The sequence below is a fragment of the Paenibacillus bouchesdurhonensis genome (assembly GCF_900155685.1).
Lineage (GTDB): Bacteria > Bacillota > Bacilli > Paenibacillales > Paenibacillaceae > Fontibacillus > Fontibacillus bouchesdurhonensis.
On record NZ_LT732548.1, the window covers coordinates 54463 to 73508 of the forward strand.

The window sequence follows — 19046 nt, forward strand, 5'->3', positions numbered from 1 at the left end:
CGTACATTAAACCCCTTTATCCTCCAGTTGAGCCAGCGCAGCCGCAAACTCCTCCCGGCTAATCCGAAATACGGTAAGCCGCTTATAAAGCTGCTTGCCGTTACAGTAACCGATGCCAAGCAATTCGCCAATCACGCGCCGTCTGGCGGCGGCTGACGGGTGAACGATCAAGCCCGCTTCTATTAAGTCTTCCCAATCGATAAGTTTATCATCATTCCTGGCAGTTCCAGTCTCTGTATGCACACGTGCCAGCGCTTCCCTGATGGCTTCGGGCGAGGCATTCTCCACGCCGATATCGCCGTGGCGCGTAGCATCGGCTTCCCGAAGAAAAGCATGTTTGCAGCCGGGTACCTTGTTCGCGACGATTTTGCGGATTCGCTCGCCGGCATGGTCTGGATCCGTCAGAATGATGACCCCGCGGCGCTCCTGAGCCAATGCAATTTTACGCAGTACAGTCTCATTGATAGCCGAACCCCCGGTTTCGATCGTATCAGCCTCGACGGCTCGTTTGACGGCGACCGTATCGTCCCGCCCTTCTACAACAATGACTTCTTTGATCATCGGAAAGTTAACCCTCTTCCTCATACGCAAAAAGAAGAGGACTTCTCCTCTTCTTTACATACCTTTTTCATTTATCTATAGTATCTTATTCCCTTTGCAATGTAAAACAGGAATTAGTTTAATTCTGGTTTGTTCGGCCCGATTACATAAACGGTACGTCCTTTTTTACGACCGAAGTTTTTTGCCGTTTTCAAACTATCGAAATAAACGTCCATTTTATTGCCCTTAATGGCGCCACCTGTATCTTCAGCCCTGCGGAACCCTATGCCTTCGATATACACCCACCAGCCCATAGGAACGACGCTCTTATCCACGGCAATCGTTCTGCCTTCCGTTACGCGAGTTCCGGAGGCGGTCTTTGTGCCGATCCCGTCTTCCTCGGCGGAATAAGCGGTTAATGTGACGTTTTTGAGCACCTTTTTATATTTAAATGAGACACCGCCTTTGGTTGTTGTTCCGCTGATATCCACTTGATCCGCAGTGCGGGTAATGTTAGCGGCAAGCACAGCCTCTGGCTTGGGCTTCGTACCGACAGCGACCACCTTGTCTTGAGCCTTTGTCTCAATCTCTTTGCTCAGCCAACGCTTGGATACGAAATGTCCGTCTTCATACACTTTTTCAACGTGATGGACAACTACTCCCTCGTTGCCCTGCTGTAGCACCTTCGTCTGGCCCTTCTCCAAATTAGGATCAGAGGTTTTGACGACGTTAAATGGCACCGTCTCTTTCGTCTGTACCGTGTGCTTAGCCACACGTACGACGCTGATTTTGAGGTCGGAAGTAACTTTGCTGCTTAGCTCCGGAGTGACTTTATCATCCGGATTCACCTTAATACCAAGCTCATTGATAATGCCCTGCACACTGGATTGAGTCGTTAAATGCGACTTCGTTGCGCCATCCACGCTCACCTGTACCGGAACCGCCCTTACGATAACGATCCGATCTCCTTCTTTGAGAGAGCTTTCGAGCGAACGCGATATTGTATCGCCTTGGCTCAGCACGATAGATTGTTCATCCAGTACTTGATTCACTAAAGATTTGCGGGTCTCGATCTCCTGGATCTGCCCGTCTACCACCAAATAAATGTTCTTGCTGTTGCCATTCAGCCAAATTAGAATGACAAAGATCGCTGCGACAGTTAACAAAGTGACGACCGATATCTGACGTAGATTCTCATGCTTCCATCGTAATGCGTAAGACATACTGGATGAGCGCGATTCATGGGTCTCTTCTTTCTGGAAAATGCCCACTTTCCGTCCTCCTTCATAGTCCCGCCCTAGGTCAATGCATGATTAAATGTTGACGTGACTATATCCGTTTTTTACGAAATGCTAGAGGTTCAGCATCTCGCATCCTGCCCCAGTCTGGTCGGCATTTGTCACCTCCTGTTATAGAACAGTATGATGACCCTATTACAATTATTCAAAACAAAAGAAGCCCGAAGAAAGAGTTAGAGCAACTCTTTCGTGGCTCCCTGAAGGTCTTGGTGTAATAGGATGCACGAAGTTGCCTCTCTTGACACGCTTACGAGGTTAGCTGTCGGGTTCGGACGAAGAGAGCCGCCCTTTCTTAGTTCATTCGCTCATGGCGCAATGACCTCGAATTCACCCCAAAGATCCTGCAAAGAAATCAAATACGGCCTGATCACCTTCAGTTGACTGTAGATCAAGGATATTGCATTAATACCGTATCCGGTTCCCCCGTTCTCCAAAATGGAGACTCAGCGAGACTGGTTCATGGAACCTGGATCGTGGCCATGTTGCATTGCTCCAAATTCGGCCAAATCGATCACTGAAAAGATTCTATCCTGTTTCGATGCATGTTGTAAAGGACGAATCAAGAACGTTTTCTTAAGAAAAAGGTTAAAAAAATGTAATAGACTCGCTGTTTTAAATTAAAATGTATTAATCTTTCTCAAAAGCTCTTCTTTTCACCGCTTTTACTCCCGTTTTCATTGAATGCCAAATCGTTCCAGCGCGTTCCGGGTAGTTTTTTCTGCTATTTCCTGGAAAGAGACCCCTTTTAATTCAGCTGCTGCTTCTGCTACCAAATTGACATAAGCGGATTCATTTCTTTTCCCGCGATAAGGATGAGGCGTCAAATATGGAGCATCTGTTTCAAGTAATAATCGATCGATTGGCGTTTGCTTCAGCACCTCTTTAGGCTGCTTCGCATTTTTGAACGTAATGGGGCCTCCAAAGGACAAATGAAACCCCATATTTAGACATAATTTGGCGGTTTCCCAGCTTCCTGAGAACGAATGCATTACTCCGCCGACTTCATGCGCCTTTTCTTCCCGTAAAATACGGATCGTGTCCTCATGGGCATCTCGATTATGAATAACAACCGGCATACCTAGCTCCCGCGCCAACCCGATCTGCTTGCGGAATACGGCATGCTGCACGTCCTTTGGCGACGTGTCCCAATAATAATCAAGGCCGATTTCCCCAATAGCGACGACTTTCTCGTGGCGGCACAATTCCGCAATCCAGTCCAAATCCTCGTCCTTCATCGTAATGGCATCCTGAGGATGCCAGCCGATGGCAGCATAAATGAAATCATAAGTCTCGGCCAGCTTCATCGTCGTAGGGATCGTCTCCCGATTAAAGCCGATATTAATAAGGCGCGTAACCCCTTGCTCTACCGCGCGAGCAATCGTTTCCTCCCGATCCTCATCAAACTGCTGCGCATCCAAATGCGTGTGTGTATCTACCAACATGGTAATATTCCTCCTAGTTAACACTCCGAGCCAAAGAGCTCGACTAATTCCGCAGGCAATCGATGCCATACGGCCCGTAATTTATTGTCCGGAAAGTACAAATAAAATTTTCCCCGCTGCATGCCGCTGATCGAACGAACAATATCAGAGACCTCGGATATTTCCACCAATCGCTCCTGCTTGTCCAGCAGTAATATTTGCTTTCCCTGAAGCTCTTCGTCAGGACGAGACACATCATAAGGCAAGTCCGTTGGAAAATCAATTTCCAAATCATATTTCGGATTTAAGCCTAAATTCCGGAATATTTCGCGGATTTCCTCTATTTTGTCCAAATTCAACGATTCAAGTTCAACATATTTGTACAATTTACGATCCATGAATCGGGTACAAAGATCAGAAAGGAGTTCATCCTCTTCATTCTTCCACTGCATAAAAGCCGTTTGGACTAAAGCTTCATCTAATAACAAATATTGCTGAACCGTCAAATCTGAATTGAACAAGCCAGGTAAAGGATGCGGCAGAAACGAAAAACTATAACCTTCAGCAAATAATTCCTTCGCCCGGCGAAGAATTTGCCGCAAAATAATTTCCGAGCTCCGCGTAACCGGATGAAAATAAATTTGCCAATACATTTGATAGCGGGACATCAAGTAATCTTCAACCGCATGCATGCCCGTCTCCTTGACGACAATCCGTCCCTGGTAGGGGCGGAGCATTCGCAATATTCGATCCATATCGATCGTACCGTAATTAACACCCGTAAAGTAAGCGTCTCTCAGCAGATAATCCATTCGATCTGCATCAAGCGGGCTGGTCACCAGATTAACGACAATCTCATTCGGATAATCTTTACGGATAACCGAGGCGACCTTAGCCGGAAATTCATCGCCCATTCTCTTTAATACGTGCCCCACTTCCGTTTCTCCAAGCAAAATTCGGCAAGTCCAATCCTCATGATTCATCTCAAAGGCTTGTTCAATAGAGTGAGAGAAGGGGCCATGTCCCAAATCATGCAGCAATGCTGCGCAAAGAGCAACAAGACGTTCCTCCTTAGGCCAATCTGGATAATTATTTCTTTCAAATTGGGAAATGATTCGCCGCGTGATCTCATATACTCCTAAAGAATGAGAGAATCGGCTATGCTCTGCCCCATGAAAGGTTAAATATGAGGTGCCAAGCTGACGGATCCGGCGAAGCCGCTGAAATTCCTTCGTATTAATAAGTAACCAGATCAATTCGTCCTGAACATGAATATAATTATGAACAGGATCTTTGAATACCTTTTCTTCGCGAAGGTTATGCATGGTTAATTCTCCTTGTTTTCAATTTTTTTGAAACTAAAAGAATTTAACGCCTTAGGTTTTGTCGAGATGTCGACATAGTTTGTCGAATTATGTCTAATAGTGTCGTATTAAGTCTTGTAAATATGTCGAATGCTTAAAAAGCCCGGTATAAAAGCAATTTTTTGATGTAATTCATGCATTTGTGTCTTTAATTTAGTAATTTAACTGAACTCTACCATAAATAGGTTGACTGTTTTGGGAAACGTTGGTATTATAAATATCATAAAAGATAGAAGTTTGTCGAATAATGACGCTTTAAATTAATTTCAAAATTTTTGCGAGAGGGGTATCATCAGTCATGATGAAATCAACAGGTATTGTTAGAAAAGTAGATGAGCTAGGTCGTGTAGTTATTCCTATCGAATTGCGCCGTACACTCGGAATCGGAGAGAAAGATGCGCTTGAAATTTATGTAGACGGTGAGCGTATTATGCTTAAAAAATACGAGCCTGCATGCATCTTCTGTGGCAATGCTGAAAACGTAACTTACTTCAAAGGCAAAATTGTTTGTCATGAATGTCTCACAGAAATTCCAACACCTGTGACAAATTAAGAATTATAGTATATAATAGACTTACTGAATCTGTTAATTCTAACCTTTTTCATATCTCCTTGGTGCCTTCTTCGGCTTGAACCCGGCCGAATGAAGGCTCCCTTTTTTTTGTGCTGCCCTATTTTATGCGATAATTGCATGTTTATAACATCTGCAGACACGTTGATATGCGGTTAAGCTTAGCTATATCAAAGATTGATAAATGTCCCTCTTGGATACTCCCCGATCATTAGCTGCCTTCTTCATAGCCTCCTTTCGTGATATCCCCTCCTCCTCTTCATAATGCGTCACATGCTCAAGGATGGACATGGACTGCCACCAAGCATTCCGCTTCTCTTTAAGCTGCTCTGGATCGGCTCCCTCCACCACAACACAATATTCCCCCATGGGTGGATGTTCTTCCAGCCAATCCAGACAATCTTGAATCCTTCCCCGAGCCATTTCTTCAAATCGTTTAGTGAGCTCTCGGGCTAGGACAACCCTCCGATCTCCCCATACGCTGAGCATCGATTCCAGGGTTCTGATCAAACGATGCGGAGATTCATACAACAATAAGGTACTCTCCTCCTCGCTCTGTAAATGAAGAAGATCATCACGCTCCCGTTGCTCCCGGGGAAGGAACCCGATAAATTTAAATTTCTCCGTAGACAAACCGGAGACGATTAAAGCCGAAAGGGCGGCATTTGCTCCTGGTACAGGGACAACGGAAATTCCCGCCTCGATCGCTAGCTTCACAAGATCGCTTCCAGGATCAGAAATAGCCGGCAATCCCGCATCGCTGACGAGCGCCAAATCTTTTCCTTCTATTATAAAGCGTATAAGCTCTGGGCCGCTGGCTTGTCGATTATGATCATGATAGCTCACCAGCTTACCCGGCGTAATTTCAAAATGGGACAGCAGCTTTCTGGTCTGTCTGGTATCCTCTGCAGCGATAATATCCGCCTCCCGCAGAATACGAACAGCACGATAAGTCATATCCTCCAAATTACCAATAGGTGTAGCGACGAGATAGAGCGTGCCGAAATCCCCTTGATCGCCAGGCTGCTCCACAAAACTCTTTTGAACCTTAACACTCATGCTTTTCCCTCTTTTGATCCATAATATATTTCAAAAATCTCCTTACAGTATTCTCCGTTCTCCTCGTACACGATGAGCGGCGGCAGCACCCTCACATCGGGCTTGCCGTCCCGCAGCGCTTCAATGAGCACCATGTTGGCTTCCATGCCTGCCCGCGGATGAACAAATCGAATAACCTTCGGTTCTAACCTGTACTGGCGCAGAAGCGTCATGATTTCACCAAGCCGTTGAGGCTTGTGCACCATCGACATTTTTCCTCCGGTTCTCAGCAGCCTCATCGAGGAACTGATGACCTCTTCCAGCGTGCAGTGAATTTCATGCCTGGCAATCGCTTGATGCGGATTCAGCTTCAAATCCCCGCCAGTTAGCGGCATATAAGGCGGATTGACCGTCAAAGCATCGTATGTCCCGTGGCCCGTCTCTTGTACCAGTTCCCGCAAATCTCCTTCCCGAATAGTGATTCGATCCTGTAATTGATTTAGCTGTGTGCTGCGGCGCGCCATATCAGCAAGCCTGGGTTGTATTTCAATGCCTTCGATCTGCGCTTCGGTACGCGTGGACAACAGCAGCGGAATGACACCATTGCCGGTACATAAATCGATAACTCTGCCCCGTTTCGGTATAGCCGCAAATCTAGCCAGCAGTACCGCATCCATGGAGAAGCTGAATACCTCATCGCTTTGAATAATCCGCAAATGATGCGTCAGCAGGTCATCCAGCCTTTCTTGTTCATATAATGGCACTTCTATCGGTAATTGAGTCATCGAATACTCGCCTTTCTATATAAAGGTCATTATAAAGATGTCTGCCAATAGGTAATTGAAAAAAACCGTAGGAAGCTCCTACGGCTTTACTCATTTATTCAGAAAAGACAAACAGAACAGGCAATCGCCTTCCGTTCGTAAATGTCCGTAATACACGTTGCAAATGTGGAATCCCTCATGATACAGACGGGCGAGATTATCATAACCTTCCCCGACGATATCGCTCGCTTCGATCGGTTCCTTGCCTTCTGGCAAGGATGAATCGGCTTGATCTGAAGATGACGACGGAAGGCGACCTTCGGTGGTCTCCCGCTTTAATATTTTGCGTAATTGCTCGTTCTCCAGTCGAAGCTGCTGGTTCTCTTCTACCAGCTTTTTCACCTCAAGCATCAGCTTGCTCATTTCGCCGTGAACGGTTCCCATTTGTGCATCCAGCGCCTGCATATGCGTATAAATATCTTTATTCTCCAAGTTCCCACCCCAGAGTCATCTCTAAAGTTTATCTTGAAAACCATTACTTAACAACAACATCATCTAAAGGAAGCTCCTTAACCTTACCTACTTCAAACAACTGCACATGAACCGACCGCGATCCTGCGTTCAGTCCCACAACTTTCCCTTCGCCAAGTGAAGTAATCACCATCTTGCCTACCGATGGCAGTTCTTCCTTCACGCTTTCATAGTTATCATGCTCAAATTTTAAGCAGCACATCAGCCTTCCGCAAAGTCCGGAAATCTTCGTCGGGTTAAGCGATAGACTCTGATCCTTGGCCATCTTGATCGATACAGGCTCAAAGTCGCCCAGCCAGGATGAGCAGCAAAGGATGCGTCCGCAAGGGCCAATCCCACCGAGCATCTTGGCTTCGTCCCGCACTCCAATTTGACGGAGTTCAATTCGGGTACGAAAGATACTGGCCAAATCTTTAACGAGTTCGCGAAAATCGACCCGACCTTCGGCCGTGAAATAAAAAATAATTTTATTGCGGTCAAACGTAAACTCGACATCGACCAGCTTCATTTTGAGATCATGATCTTTAATTTTATTTAAACAAGTGGCAAAAGCATTCTTTGCCGCAAGCTTGTTCTCTTCCACAACACGGGCATCAGCATCGTCGGCGATCCGGATCACCTTCTTCAGCGGAAGGACGACATCCGATTCTCCAACCTGCTTCTTCCCGACGACAACCTTACCGTATTCAATCCCTCGCGCCGTCTCGACGATAACGCTCTGTTCCTTGTCGACCGGAAGCTCCAGAGGATCGAAATAATAAATTTTGCCCGCTTTCTTGAAACGGACACCTACTACAGTGTACAAAAACTTACCCCCTCGTCTAGCACTGGCACTAATAAATATGTGACCTTCCAAAAAAATCCCTTGTTACTGCATGGGAGAAAGTTTACTGCAATTCTTGGTGTCATAATGTCAGGGTCTTTATATCTCTAATGGTATCCCTCGACACCGATCAAAAACTGCTCAACACAGAGCTGGCCGTTCATATTCTGTCTTAGCTTCTTCCGGCTCTCCGCGGCAAGCGCCATCGCCTGAATCCATTGTTCCTGGCTGCGGCTTGAAGCATGTCTGTTGATGAAATCCAGCTCATCTATAAAAACGATTTGGTCATGTCTATGATAGAGCGCATGGAGCATGTCCTTAAACCACAAATGGAAAAGATTAAACAACATGTCCAAATGATCGCTCAGACCTGCCTTGAAAATAGTCTGCTGCGCTGTAATTAAAGGAGTCCCGCCACGCCCTGCGGATTCCTTCCCTAATTGTAACACTACGTTTCTAATTTCTGCAAACCAATTCTGCTGCAAAAGCTCGCGGCACGGGCCTAATCCTGCGGCCAAATGAACAGCGCAACGCGATAAGGTGGGTGGAAATCCTTCGTTTGATAAAATTTGGAGCATTCGCTCCGGATCGAGTGGGGTAAATGGGACCCACTGTGCCCTTGATTGGATCGTCGGGAGCAGGGCTCGTCCATTATCCGACAATAAAATAGCGACTGCCGGAGATGGCGGTTCCTCCAGAAACTTCAGCAAACTATTGGCTGCCTGCACCGTCATTTTCTCAGATTCATCAATAATATAAGCCTTCGGATTTCCACTCTCTGAACGATATGAGAAAATCCGCTGTAAATCGCGGATTTGATCAATCTTAATGGTAGAGCCCTCAGGGGCGATATAATGGAGATCGGGGTGATTGCCATGCATTACTTTACGGCATTCTAGACATTCCCCGCAAGCATCGTCGCCATCCTCCATACAGAACAGCGCCTGGACGAACGCCATCGCCATCTCCTTCTGTCCGCTGCCTGGGGGCCCGCTAAATATATAAGCGTGCGAAATTTGATTGCGGCGGAGTCCACTTTGCAGCAGACCTTTAGCCGCATCCTGCCCCATAATTTGCTCAAATGACATTTGCAATTCCCATTCCTTATTGAATATAGTACAAGTTCAAAGTAAAAGTTAAAAATACCGGATTTCAGCACATTAAAAACAGAGATTGATGAGCATGCCCCGGATCTCGCCGATCTTCTGAAGCAATTCGATCTTTCCTTGCTCTGTCTCCAGCATTTCATCAGCCATTTCCAGCAATGCTGCGTCGATCTCATCCAACAGTTTATATCGCTTGCCCCGTCCACGGCGATCCCATCCTCGGGAATCCTTCATACCTACGCCGCGCCGCACCGTATCCTCCATAAATCTTTTGACAAGAAGACGGTACGCCTTTAACTCGCGAATCGTCATAGAACGAGCCAGACGATCACCTTGAAGCTGAATTTCTTTGAAACGGCGATTCAGTTCCTCCTGGGAAGCACGCTCCCCCTGCTGCTGCATGACGTCGGAGAATGTCTTGGATTGTACTGGTTTTGCAGTATTATCATTGATCCCTAACCCACTGTTCAGCGGCCTGAACCCCGGATCTATCTTCATTACATTCACAGCCTATCTTCAATTTATTTCAAAATAAAAAATATACAAATCGAACTATTAAAATGAATGTGGAGCAGATACGCAAAATGTTCCTACGATCGCCGTTGCTCCTAGATTTCTTAGATGATATGGATTCATAAGAGCTAGAAATCCAGTCACAAAAACGCCCTCAAGCTTATGCGCTCGAAGCTGCCTTCTTTCAGAAAGCTGCTCCATTTCGTCGGAATCACTTTCCCCCCTGCCTTCCATCTCATTCTTAAGTTCATCCTATATAACTTATATATACCGAGTTCAACCTCTAAAAATGTTCGAAACGGTCTACCGGCAAAACGAAGACAGTCGCCCCACCTACCTGCACTTCGACTGGCAGCGGCAAATACGAATCGGTCGTTCCGCTCATCGGCGTCACTGGCGTGACAAGCTGTTCACGGACTTTGCAACTGCTGCGGATGACATTCAATACGGATTCTACCTGATTATCATCTACCCCGATCATAAACGTCGTATTCCCTGCCCGCAAAAAACCGCCGGTACTTGCTAGCTTCGTCGCCCGATAGTTTTCCTTCACGAGCGCGCTGGATAGACGATTGCTGTCTTTATCTTGGATAATTGCAATGATCAGTTTCATTGCAGCCCCTCCTCGTATTTAGAATATCATATGACTGGTTCCCATCCGGCTTTACGAAGCCGAATACAACTATATTTGACAATCATACTGCAAATTCCTTTAATGCCGCAAAAAGATAACGCTTCATTTCTTCGCTGACCTCTTCCAACGGTCTAGAAGCATCGATCGTAATAATTCGCTCCGGGTACATCTGTGCAGCGATTTGATAACCTTCCCTCACTTTATGATGGAATTCCAGGCTCTCCATATCCAATCTGTTCACCTCACGCCCTTCTCCTGAGGCGATCCTCGCAAGTCCCTCTTCTGGCTGAATATCCATATAGAATGTCAAATCAGGAAAGCGGCCGTTCGTCGCAAAGCTGTTAATAGCCAATACTTCCTCAACACCGAGGCCTCTGGCATGGCCTTGATAAGCGAGACTACTGTCAATGAAACGATCGCATAGCACGAGGATTCCTTCTTCCAACGCAGGCTCTACCTTCTCCGTCAAATGCTGCCGCCTCGCTGCCGCATAGAGCAGAGCTTCGGTTCGCGCATCCATCGCCGTATGCTCTGGTGCCAGGATGACCTCGCGGATTTTTTCCGCAATAACGATTCCCCCCGGCTCTCTCGTTGTTATATTAGGTATTCCCTGCTCCTGGAGCATCAAGCTCAGCAGCTGCAGCATCGTTGTCTTGCCCGAGCCTTCCCCGCCCTCCAGCGTAATAAACAGTCCTTTACTTTTCATCGGTATTCCCGCCTTCTGTTTGCTCTTTATAATGTGGCTTATAGACTAGAATAGTATTTAATTGCGGGTTCGCAACTCCCTGACATTTCGCTCCAGATTGGCGCAATCCCAATAAACGTTTCATCGTTCTTTCTGAGATAGCCTCACCTGGATAGAGCAGAGGAATACCTGGCGGGTAAGGAATGATCATTTCCGCTGCAACTCGGCCCATCGTATTTTCTACGTTTACCGCTTCCATTTCTTCCTGAGATCGCGGCTGTATAGAGAAGGGCACCGGATCGGACACCTTGTCTTCCATATCGGCTTCAATGTTCCACGTGGAAACGAACCTCGAAGTGGAAGATATCTCTTCCTTCCGCACATGCTTATGCACTGTCGTGTGTCCCGCCTGATGCTTCTGTGTCCCCTCTTCTTGCTGCTGCCCAAATCCATGCTCCTGCTTCTCTGAATCTAACTTACTGGCAAGCTTGCTGCCCCGATCATTTCTGGCCTCGAGCCCGGTTGCAATCCTGCTACATGTCCCATCCGCCATCCTCTGTAGCGCATCATATAGGTGCTCAGCGTCTTCCATCGTCGTTCCCAGGCTCAACGCCAAGACTACATAGCCCTCATCACTCATCTCCGGTATGCAGCCCGCCGTCTCCAGCTTCTCCTGCAGCTCATAGCCACTCCAGCAGCCTGCCGCATCATAAAGAACCAATTTGAACGGATCTTGTGTAGTATATGCAGCATCTTCTCCGCTGGCGCCTATCTTAAGGATACCAAAGCGGGGTAATGCCGATTGGATCGTCTGGCGAAGCCAGTCCGCCGCAGCCAGTCCGCCGCTAAAAGCAACGCTGCCCTGCTGCTCTAGCAGATGACGGCTTAGATCGAGCGAAGCCATGATCGGATACGATGGGCTCGAGCTCTGCACCATCGCGAGCCGCTGACGCACCAGACTGCGGTCGAGCAGGCTGCCCTGCACGTGCAGCATCGCGCCCATCGTGAGGGCGGCGAGCATCTTATGCGTCGACTGCACGACGCCATCGGCGCCTTGGGCCAACGCAGACACCGGCAGAGCCGGGTGCAGCCCATAGTGGGCGCCATGCGCCTCGTCGACGAGCAGCGGCACGCCGTGAGCGTGGCAGAGCTCCGCTAGCTCTGCCAGCGATGCGCCCATCCCGTAGTAGTTCGGGTGCGTGACGAGCAGCCCCTTGGCGCCGGGATGCCGGCGCAGGGCCTCACGCACCGTCTCGACGGACGGGATGGTGGCGAGCCCGCTTGCGCCGTGCAGCTGCGGCGCAAGGAACACCGCTTGTGCGTGCGCGAGCATAAGTCCGTGAATCACGGATTTATGCACATTGCGCTGCACAAGCAGCACGTCGCCTGGAGCGGTGCACACGCTCAGGATCAGTGCCAGGTTGCCGGCTGTACTGCCGCCGACAAGGAAATACGTCTCCTCCGCTCCGAATAAGGAAGCAGCCTGCTGCTGCGCCTCCTTAATAACTCCCTCCGGATGATGAAGATCGTCCGTGCCGGTAATCTCCGTCACATCGATCGCCATGACCTCATCCAGCTCTGTCATAGAATCACGGCTGCCGCTCCTATAAGCTTGGCCATTTTTATGGCCCGGCACGTGAAAAGAAGCATAATTCGCCTTCTTGTACCGAAGCAGGGCCTCGTATAAAGGAGCCCCGTGCTTCACACTGTCAGACATATTTATCTGGTCCTTCCGAATTGACTTTACTTACTCTCTTATAAAAGAGAGTGAAACCTACAATATAAAAAATTAAATAGGCCATCACTTCATTTTAACGCTACTCTCCTGCTTAGAGCAACATTAAAAGGATCCACCATACACAACCAGTGGATCCCTAATTATACATATTACGCATTCTTCTGTACCCATATCTGCTTCATTCGATGAATAAAGAAATGATACTTCTCTTCCTGCACGTCCGTGTGAACCATTTCTGCTTCACAGGCATCACATATAAATTCGGACACAATATAAATTCCTTCCAACTTATGCTCACCGCATATGATGCATTTATTCTGCGCATGTTCATCCATCCGCAATCCCACCTTGTTCATTTTACTATCAGTATGACACATGTTCTATTATTTTAAACCCTTTCATAGTACATTACTTACTATATATGTATATGCAGCGCTTGCTGCAATGGTGTTTGTACGGAACAAACGTAAAATATTCTTTTTTTCTGCCGATATATTAGTAAGAGCATGCCTAAATTGAAAGGTTTGTCTATTTTATTTTTCCAAGGAGGGTTGAGTGTATCGATGCCCGCTGAATCCGGCACGAATGCAACATTTTATCATTACCGATTACTTAAAAAACTGGTCATCCCCAAATCACTGATCCATAGTCTGCTGACGCTGCCATTAATCTGGCTTGCGGCAGAAATTTTCCTTTTCACTTGGACGAGCATATTTTTCTTCCTGCTGGCCATTCCAGTTGCGCTTTGGGTTCAATATGTCATAGCCCGATCTGTATTGGTCATTATTAACAGCTCTTATCGGAAGCGTTGGCGTTTTACCCGACGTTTGCCTTGGATCGGTTATATGCCGGATCAGTATGTTGCCTATTCGGTATATCGACGTGTGCAAGTGCATACCTCTTGGATCGGATTGATCATTGTTGCAATCATGATTCCCTGGTCTCCGATGTCTTTTGTATTTTCCTTATTCTTCTGGCACATCTGGAGCATGGCTCCACGGCTTTACCCCCTATTTGGCTTCAAAAATCAACCTAAAGAAGGCATGATCAAATTCAACGAAGAAGACATCTCGTACTATATGCCTTAAAGCAGCCCTATAAGCATTACATATATAAAGTAAAAGACCTGCCCCCCCCATACATTCGCGCTTTTTTACCCCGGTATCTAAAAAACCTGTTTCCTGCATTTCTGCAGGAAACAGGCCGATTGTTAACGCATATCCGTATGCTTCATATTCTATTGGAGTTACGGACTGCTCTCCAGTCCCTGTATTACGGTTTTCTTATCTTGCTTTGGCACCAGCACGGTGAACGAATTATCATGAATCGTTAGTTGAACAATGACCTTATCTTTCTTATATACACGCGTTGTCCCTGAGTTCTGATCTTCTTGCTCCATCCAACCCCATTCATTAATCGCTTGCTGATATTCCTCAGGTACACTGCTGGATTCATTAATACCCGACAAAGAATAATGGACATAATCCATTCTAGAGTTGTTAAGAGCGGTTTCCGTTATACTGGCTTCCTTTGGAACAGGAAAGCTCTTCTCCACAGCTGAGCCTTCAAATTTCGTCCAAGAAGGTGTGGAAGATGCACAGCCTGAGATGACGAGCAGGATCATCCAGACTACCCCCATGAAGCATAAGGAATATCCTTTCCCTCTTAGCCGCATGTTTAATTCCTCCTGACCTAACTTACTATTCCATATGGATAATTTAGACAAATATGCCACAATATTATTGAAAATATAGGCTAAATCTCCTAGGCGAGAAACTACCATTCTCATTATAACGCCAGTCTCGCTCATGTCGGTAACAAAAAGGTTACATTCAAATGAACAGTTTAGTGCGAAAAAGCAGCATTTCTCATCCTGTTTCTGAGAAAATATCGGCTTTCATTTAATCTCCATCCTAGCTACGTTTGTTTTGTTGCTTATCTCATTCTATATTAAAGGAAATTGTCACCTGAAGATAATAAAGTTGCTGTAAAGTTGCTGTAGGCACCTAAGAAATTCAATTCCATTATCCCTGAACATGGACGTATATTCATACAATTAGAAGGAGACTTTCAACTTTCCAGCCTAAACAATAGCATGCTTTGCCTTCACCAGCTCTGTAAAACCACTGCATATTATTGCTTTTGAGACACTGCAGGGTACTCTATATCTTTGATAGAGCCATTCAGCTATCTGTCTTATGTAAAGTTCAAGTACTAAATGCATACTATACAATTAGTTAGCCTCTTTATTAAAAAACACTTGTGGTAAATGTAAATCATACAGTTAGTTAGCCTTAATTGGATTAAATCCTCGTAAAAAGCCAAATCTAAATGTAGGTTTGCAGCTAGTTGCCTCCAATATGTCTATAACCAGTAAACTAACTGCATGAAATACATTTCAATACTTAGCGATAGTACCACTTCACCTCATGTGGGGGAATATTCCGTCAGATTTCAGATATGCTGGAGCAACAATACTAATATCATGGTTCTGCGCCAAAGCTTCATGCTGAGCTCGACAGATAGCTTATCATTTATGATCCAGACAAACATAAACCGAAAAGAATACAATTTTCCTAAATGGTAAGAAGACGTCTATCCACGTACCCTGTACTTTCTAAAGAAGCACAAACCCCTTTTGCGGCAGTTTGCTTGCACGCGCGGCGGTATTAGAATGAATTCTCCTCATAATCCCTGCTTTAATACTTCAATAAAATAAAAACCACCACCGATATTGAATATCAGCAGTGGTTCTTCGCTTGGCGACGTCCTACTCTCCCAGGACCCTGCGGTCCAAGTACCATCGGCGCTGGAGGGCTTAACGGTCGTGTTCGAGATGGGTACGTGTGGAACCCCTCCGCCATTGCCACCAAACAGGAGTTTTCCGCTCGATTCTCTCCCCGAATTCCTTCAGGAAAAGATCCGACGCTAGAAAAGTCATGCAGCTTAAACTGCATTTCAGATGTTTGATCACCTGAAAACTGGATACGAAACAACCATTTGCGTGTTAGCCCTACTTCATATAGGGAATTGGATAAGCCCTCGACCGATTAGTACCTGTCAGCTCCATACATTGCTGCACTTCCACCTCAGGCCTATCAACCTCGTCGTCTTCAAGGGGTCTTACTAAATTGGGAAATCTCATCTTGAGGAGGGCTTCACGCTTAGATGCTTTCAGCGTTTATCCCATCCGCACGTAGCTACCCAGCTATGCTCCTGGCGGAACAACTGGTGCACCAGCGGTGCGTCCATCCCGGTCCTCTCGTACTAAGGACAGCTCCTCTCAAATTTCCTACGCCCACGACAGATAGGGACCGAACTGTCTCACGACGTTCTGAACCCAGCTCGCGTACCGCTTTAATGGGCGAACAGCCCAACCCTTGGGACCTACTTCAGCCCCAGGATGCGATGAGCCGACATCGAGGTGCCAAACCTCCCCGTCGATGTGGACTCTTGGGGGAGATAAGCCTGTTATCCCCAGGGTAGCTTTTATCCGTTGAGCGATGGCCCTTCCATGCGGTACCACCGGATCACTAAGCCCGACTTTCGTCCCTGCTCGACTTGTCAGTCTCGCAGTCAAGCTCCCTTTTGCCTTTGCACTCTACGAATGATTTCCAACCATTCTGAGGGAACCTTGGGGCGCCTCCGTTACTCTTTAGGAGGCGACCGCCCCAGTCAAACTACCCGCCTGACACTGTCCCCGAACCGGGTCACGGTCCTAGGTTAGAACTTCGATACGATCAGGGTGGTATCCCAACGATGCCTCCACCGAAGCTGGCGCTCCGGATTCCTAGGCTCCCACCTATCCTGTACAAATCGCATCAAAGTTCAATATCAAGCTGTAGTAAAGCTCCATGGGGTCTTTCCGTCTTGTCGCGGGTAACCTGCATCTTCACAGGTATTAAAATTTCACCGGATCTCTCGTTGAGACAGCGCCCAAGTCGTTACGCCATTCGTGCGGGTCAGAATTTACCTGACAAGGAATTTCGCTACCTTAGGACCGTTATAGTTACGGCCGCCGTTTACTGGGGCTTCGGTTCACAGCTTCGGGATTACTCCCTAACCGCTCCCCTTAACCTTCCAGCACCGGGCAGGCGTCAGCCCGTATACTTCGCCTTACGGCTTCGCACAGACCTGTGTTTTTGCTAAACAGTCGCTTGGGCCTTTTCACTGCGGCCCCCTCGTGCTATTCACACTACCGGGGCACCCCTTCTCCCAAAGTTACGGGGTCATTTTGCCGAGTTCCTTAACGAGAGTTCTTCCGCGCGCCTTAGAATTCTCTTCTCGCCTACCTGTGTCGGTTTGCGGTACGGGCACCTTCTCCTGGCTAGAGGCTTTTCTTGGCAGTGTGAGATCATGACCTTCGGTACTGTAAATTTTCCCTCCCCATCACAGCCCAGCCTTAACGNCTTTGTTTCTCGTATGTTACCGTTGTTTCAGCGGCAACTCTTATAATATAACACTTGCTGCTAACAATTGCAAGAGTTTTTCTAAAATTAATTTTTTCGAATATAAACTCTATCTCAGCTATCGCTGCAGCAAGTCATACTATACCTATTTCCTAGTTAAAAAGCAAGCCTAGGAAAGAACTTCCTCGATATACAACATAGTATCTTTCATTAAATTAATAATTTCGCCATTAACCGATACCATTGGGCGTGTAGGATGATTGCGATCCGAGAATATAATCTCACCCACCTTGTCATTGCTGAGGCGTACTCTCATTCCATTATGGAACTGGGTTACTTTCTCCACGAAGGTCTGCACAATACTAGGATCAAGTTTTCCAAACGCCTCCGTCTTTAGCTGTTCCAGTACCAAATATGGGGATTGCGCTTTACGATATCTCCGATTGAGCGTCATAGCATGAAAAATATCTGCTATAGCTACGATTCTAGCGTATATATGTATTTTCTCACCTGTCAGGTGGAAGGGGTACCCTGATCCATCCATTTTCTCATGATGCTGCAGTGCTGTTAGACGGACTCCCTCATTGATTGCAGATGTTTTCCGGAGTTGTTGATATCCATAAGTCGTATGCATTCGCATTTCTTCAGCTTCGCTCTCCGTTAGAGGGTTAGGATTATATAGAATCACCGGATCAATCTTCGTATTCCCAATATCATGCAGTAGACCGGCGAAAGCAACCTGCATCCAATCCTTTTGTGGCAGACCATGCCACTGAGCAAGCAAATAAGATGTCATCGAGGAAAGAATGGCATTGTGGTACAGGTAATCATATTCATTCATGTTTCGCGGCGTAAAGGTCAATACTTTGTAATGCTTCATCTGTTTGATCAAAGCCTCCAGTTGGCGACGCAGCTCATATATGGGAAGCTCCACAGCTAGTACAGACTGAAAAGCACTTTTCGTCAAATGAAGCATCCTATCGTACTCCTGGTGAAGAGGGTTGATCGGCAAATGTTCCGATTCGGAGGCGGCTGCACTTCCGCTCGGTACGGTCGCCGCTGCTTTCTCTGGTTTACCCGCTGCTGACGTAGAAGGAGTGGCATTAGATTCCTTTGCCGACTTAGATAGTTCTTCAATTTCTACATCCGATATCATAAAAGCACGCAATATATCCAAATCCCTCGGCAACAGCACCTTCCCTTTTTGCAATAACAAACCACCTAAGGGACTGTATACGTTGCTTATGATTTTTAATCCGGGCTTGAGTTCTGTCACAGGGATCTTATTCATTACACTCTCTCCTCAACTCTCTACTTTATTTAGGATGTATTCCCTATGTATTTAATAAAAACTACCGACAATAACAGTACTAATGTCATTATAGTATGGCTGGATTGACCCAACAATCCACTTTTCATAAAAGATATCTTAAAATGTTAAGTACTTTAATTTTATGTGTAACAAAACATAAGCTTCAGAGTCTAATTACCAAAATAGAGTCTAATTACCAAAGGGGAAGCCAGGAGAAGCATATGTCGGAGATCGTCTATCGGAACTATATTTGTGCGGATACACAAAACTAAAGATACGCTCTAAAATAAAACGTAAAA

General features: G+C 46.5%; 17 protein-coding genes, 1 rRNA gene, 1 pseudogene, 1 riboswitch and 2 other annotated features. Of the genes and pseudogenes, 2 read left to right on the plus strand and 17 right to left on the minus strand.

Annotation, left to right across the window (positions count from 1 at the left end; all coding sequences use genetic code 11):
• Positions 1–6 precede the first annotated feature (6 nt).
• The 4 genes from rnmV to CZ379_RS04360 all read right to left on the minus strand — a co-directional run bounded on the left by rnmV (position 7) and on the right by CZ379_RS04360 (position 4584).
• Positions 7–561 carry a ribonuclease M5 gene (gene rnmV, locus CZ379_RS04345; protein ID WP_110930533.1) on the minus strand — a complete coding sequence of 185 codons (555 nt, stop codon included), beginning with the start codon at positions 559–561 and terminating at the stop codon, positions 7–9.
• Positions 562–674: 113 nt separating this feature from the next.
• A complete protein-coding gene (locus CZ379_RS04350) occupies positions 675–1811 on the minus strand; it encodes a 3D domain-containing protein (RefSeq protein ID WP_110930534.1) in 1137 nt (378 codons plus the stop codon).
• Positions 1812–2066: 255 nt separating this feature from the next.
• Positions 2067–2297: riboswitch (cyclic di-AMP (ydaO/yuaA leader) on the minus strand.
• Positions 2298–2512: 215 nt separating this feature from the next.
• Positions 2513–3280 (minus strand): TatD family hydrolase, encoded by a 768-nt coding sequence (locus CZ379_RS04355; protein ID WP_110930535.1) that lies wholly within the window; start codon positions 3278–3280, stop codon positions 2513–2515.
• A gap of 17 nt (positions 3281–3297) precedes the next feature.
• Entirely contained in the window at positions 3298–4584 is a 1287-nt protein-coding gene (locus CZ379_RS04360; RefSeq protein WP_110930536.1) for an HD domain-containing protein, read from the minus strand.
• 337 nt (positions 4585–4921) lie between these two features.
• Here CZ379_RS04360 and CZ379_RS04365 point away from each other — a divergent pair, with 337 nt between their 5' ends.
• Positions 4922–5176, plus strand: coding sequence for an AbrB/MazE/SpoVT family DNA-binding domain-containing protein (locus CZ379_RS04365; RefSeq protein ID WP_019640040.1), 255 nt, complete (start codon positions 4922–4924; stop codon positions 5174–5176).
• A 183-nt stretch (positions 5177–5359) separates the two neighbouring features.
• Here the strand turns inward: CZ379_RS04365 and rsmI are convergent, their stop codons facing one another.
• The 10 genes from rsmI to CZ379_RS04415 all read right to left on the minus strand — a co-directional run bounded on the left by rsmI (position 5360) and on the right by CZ379_RS04415 (position 13361).
• Complete coding sequence (gene rsmI / locus CZ379_RS04370; RefSeq protein ID WP_110930537.1) at positions 5360–6253, minus strand: 16S rRNA (cytidine(1402)-2'-O)-methyltransferase; 894 nt, start codon at positions 6251–6253, stop codon at positions 5360–5362.
• On the minus strand, positions 6250–7017 hold the full coding sequence (locus CZ379_RS04375) for a tRNA1(Val) (adenine(37)-N6)-methyltransferase (protein ID WP_110930538.1): 768 nt from the start codon (positions 7015–7017) through the stop codon (positions 6250–6252). The genes rsmI and CZ379_RS04375 overlap by 4 nt, the downstream gene beginning before the upstream one ends.
• 90 nt (positions 7018–7107) lie before the next feature.
• Complete coding sequence (locus tag CZ379_RS04380) at positions 7108–7488, minus strand: initiation-control protein YabA (protein WP_110930539.1); 381 nt, start codon at positions 7486–7488, stop codon at positions 7108–7110.
• 43 nt (positions 7489–7531) lie between these two features.
• Positions 7532–8332 (minus strand): PSP1 domain-containing protein, encoded by an 801-nt coding sequence (locus tag CZ379_RS04385; RefSeq protein WP_110930540.1) that lies wholly within the window; start codon positions 8330–8332, stop codon positions 7532–7534.
• A gap of 125 nt (positions 8333–8457) precedes the next feature.
• Positions 8458–9438: a DNA polymerase III subunit delta' gene (gene holB, locus CZ379_RS04390; RefSeq protein ID WP_110930541.1), complete on the minus strand. Its 981-nt coding sequence runs from the start codon at positions 9436–9438 to the stop codon at positions 8458–8460.
• Between the two features lie 72 nt (positions 9439–9510).
• On the minus strand, positions 9511–9954 hold the full coding sequence (locus CZ379_RS04395) for a YaaR family protein (RefSeq protein ID WP_110930542.1): 444 nt from the start codon (positions 9952–9954) through the stop codon (positions 9511–9513).
• Between the two features lie 298 nt (positions 9955–10252).
• Positions 10253–10582, minus strand: coding sequence for a cyclic-di-AMP receptor (locus tag CZ379_RS04400; protein ID WP_019640047.1), 330 nt, complete (start codon positions 10580–10582; stop codon positions 10253–10255).
• 82 nt (positions 10583–10664) lie between these two features.
• Positions 10665–11309: a dTMP kinase gene (tmk, locus tag CZ379_RS04405; protein WP_110930543.1), complete on the minus strand. Its 645-nt coding sequence runs from the start codon at positions 11307–11309 to the stop codon at positions 10665–10667.
• Complete coding sequence (locus CZ379_RS04410; protein WP_110930544.1) at positions 11299–13005, minus strand: aminotransferase class I/II-fold pyridoxal phosphate-dependent enzyme; 1707 nt, start codon at positions 13003–13005, stop codon at positions 11299–11301. The genes tmk and CZ379_RS04410 overlap by 11 nt, the downstream gene beginning before the upstream one ends.
• A 170-nt stretch (positions 13006–13175) precedes the next feature.
• Positions 13176–13361 carry a sigma factor G inhibitor Gin gene (locus tag CZ379_RS04415; RefSeq protein ID WP_110930545.1) on the minus strand — a complete coding sequence of 62 codons (186 nt, stop codon included), beginning with the start codon at positions 13359–13361 and terminating at the stop codon, positions 13176–13178.
• Between the two features lie 216 nt (positions 13362–13577).
• Between CZ379_RS04415 and CZ379_RS04420 the strand changes: the two genes are divergently transcribed.
• A complete protein-coding gene (locus CZ379_RS04420) occupies positions 13578–14114 on the plus strand; it encodes a hypothetical protein (RefSeq protein ID WP_407668598.1) in 537 nt (178 codons plus the stop codon).
• A gap of 158 nt (positions 14115–14272) precedes the next feature.
• Here CZ379_RS04420 and CZ379_RS04425 read toward each other — a convergent pair whose 3' ends face one another.
• From CZ379_RS04425 to CZ379_RS27135, 3 genes and pseudogenes are all read right to left on the minus strand, one after another.
• On the minus strand, positions 14273–14701 hold the full coding sequence (locus tag CZ379_RS04425; protein ID WP_110930547.1) for a hypothetical protein: 429 nt from the start codon (positions 14699–14701) through the stop codon (positions 14273–14275).
• A gap of 1082 nt (positions 14702–15783) precedes the next feature.
• Positions 15784–15900, minus strand: a 5S ribosomal RNA gene (gene rrf / locus CZ379_RS04430).
• 168 nt (positions 15901–16068) lie between these two features.
• Positions 16069–16930 (minus strand) — a sequence feature (23S ribosomal RNA rRNA prediction is too short).
• 3 nt (positions 16931–16933) lie between these two features.
• Positions 16934–17736, minus strand: a sequence feature (23S ribosomal RNA rRNA prediction is too short).
• Positions 17737–17805: 69 nt separating this feature from the next.
• Positions 17806–18726 (minus strand): annotated as a pseudogene (locus CZ379_RS27135) (HD-GYP domain-containing protein); the annotation flags it as partial.
• Positions 18727–19046 lie beyond the last annotated feature (320 nt).

Excerpts from the sequence above, each read along its gene's own strand:
- rnmV (WP_110930533.1), bottom strand. The coding sequence starts at position 561 with ATGATCAAAGAAGTCATTGTTGTAGAAGGGCGGGACGATACGGTCGCC.
- CZ379_RS04355 (WP_110930535.1), bottom strand. The coding sequence starts at position 3,280 with ATGTTGGTAGATACACACACGCATTTGGATGCGCAGCAGTTTGATGAG.
- CZ379_RS04360 (WP_110930536.1), bottom strand. The coding sequence starts at position 4,584 with ATGCATAACCTTCGCGAAGAAAAGGTATTCAAAGATCCTGTTCATAAT.
- CZ379_RS04365 (WP_019640040.1), top strand. The coding sequence starts at position 4,922 with ATGATGAAATCAACAGGTATTGTTAGAAAAGTAGATGAGCTAGGTCGT.
- rsmI (WP_110930537.1), bottom strand. The coding sequence starts at position 6,253 with ATGAGTGTTAAGGTTCAAAAGAGTTTTGTGGAGCAGCCTGGCGATCAA.
- CZ379_RS04375 (WP_110930538.1), bottom strand. The coding sequence starts at position 7,017 with ATGACTCAATTACCGATAGAAGTGCCATTATATGAACAAGAAAGGCTG.
- holB (WP_110930541.1), bottom strand. The coding sequence starts at position 9,438 with ATGTCATTTGAGCAAATTATGGGGCAGGATGCGGCTAAAGGTCTGCTG.
- CZ379_RS04395 (WP_110930542.1), bottom strand. The coding sequence starts at position 9,954 with ATGAAGATAGATCCGGGGTTCAGGCCGCTGAACAGTGGGTTAGGGATC.
- CZ379_RS04400 (WP_019640047.1), bottom strand. The coding sequence starts at position 10,582 with ATGAAACTGATCATTGCAATTATCCAAGATAAAGACAGCAATCGTCTA.
- tmk (WP_110930543.1), bottom strand. The coding sequence starts at position 11,309 with ATGAAAAGTAAAGGACTGTTTATTACGCTGGAGGGCGGGGAAGGCTCG.
- CZ379_RS04410 (WP_110930544.1), bottom strand. The coding sequence starts at position 13,005 with ATGTCTGACAGTGTGAAGCACGGGGCTCCTTTATACGAGGCCCTGCTT.
- CZ379_RS04415 (WP_110930545.1), bottom strand. The coding sequence starts at position 13,361 with ATGGATGAACATGCGCAGAATAAATGCATCATATGCGGTGAGCATAAG.
- CZ379_RS04425 (WP_110930547.1), bottom strand. The coding sequence starts at position 14,701 with ATGCGGCTAAGAGGGAAAGGATATTCCTTATGCTTCATGGGGGTAGTC.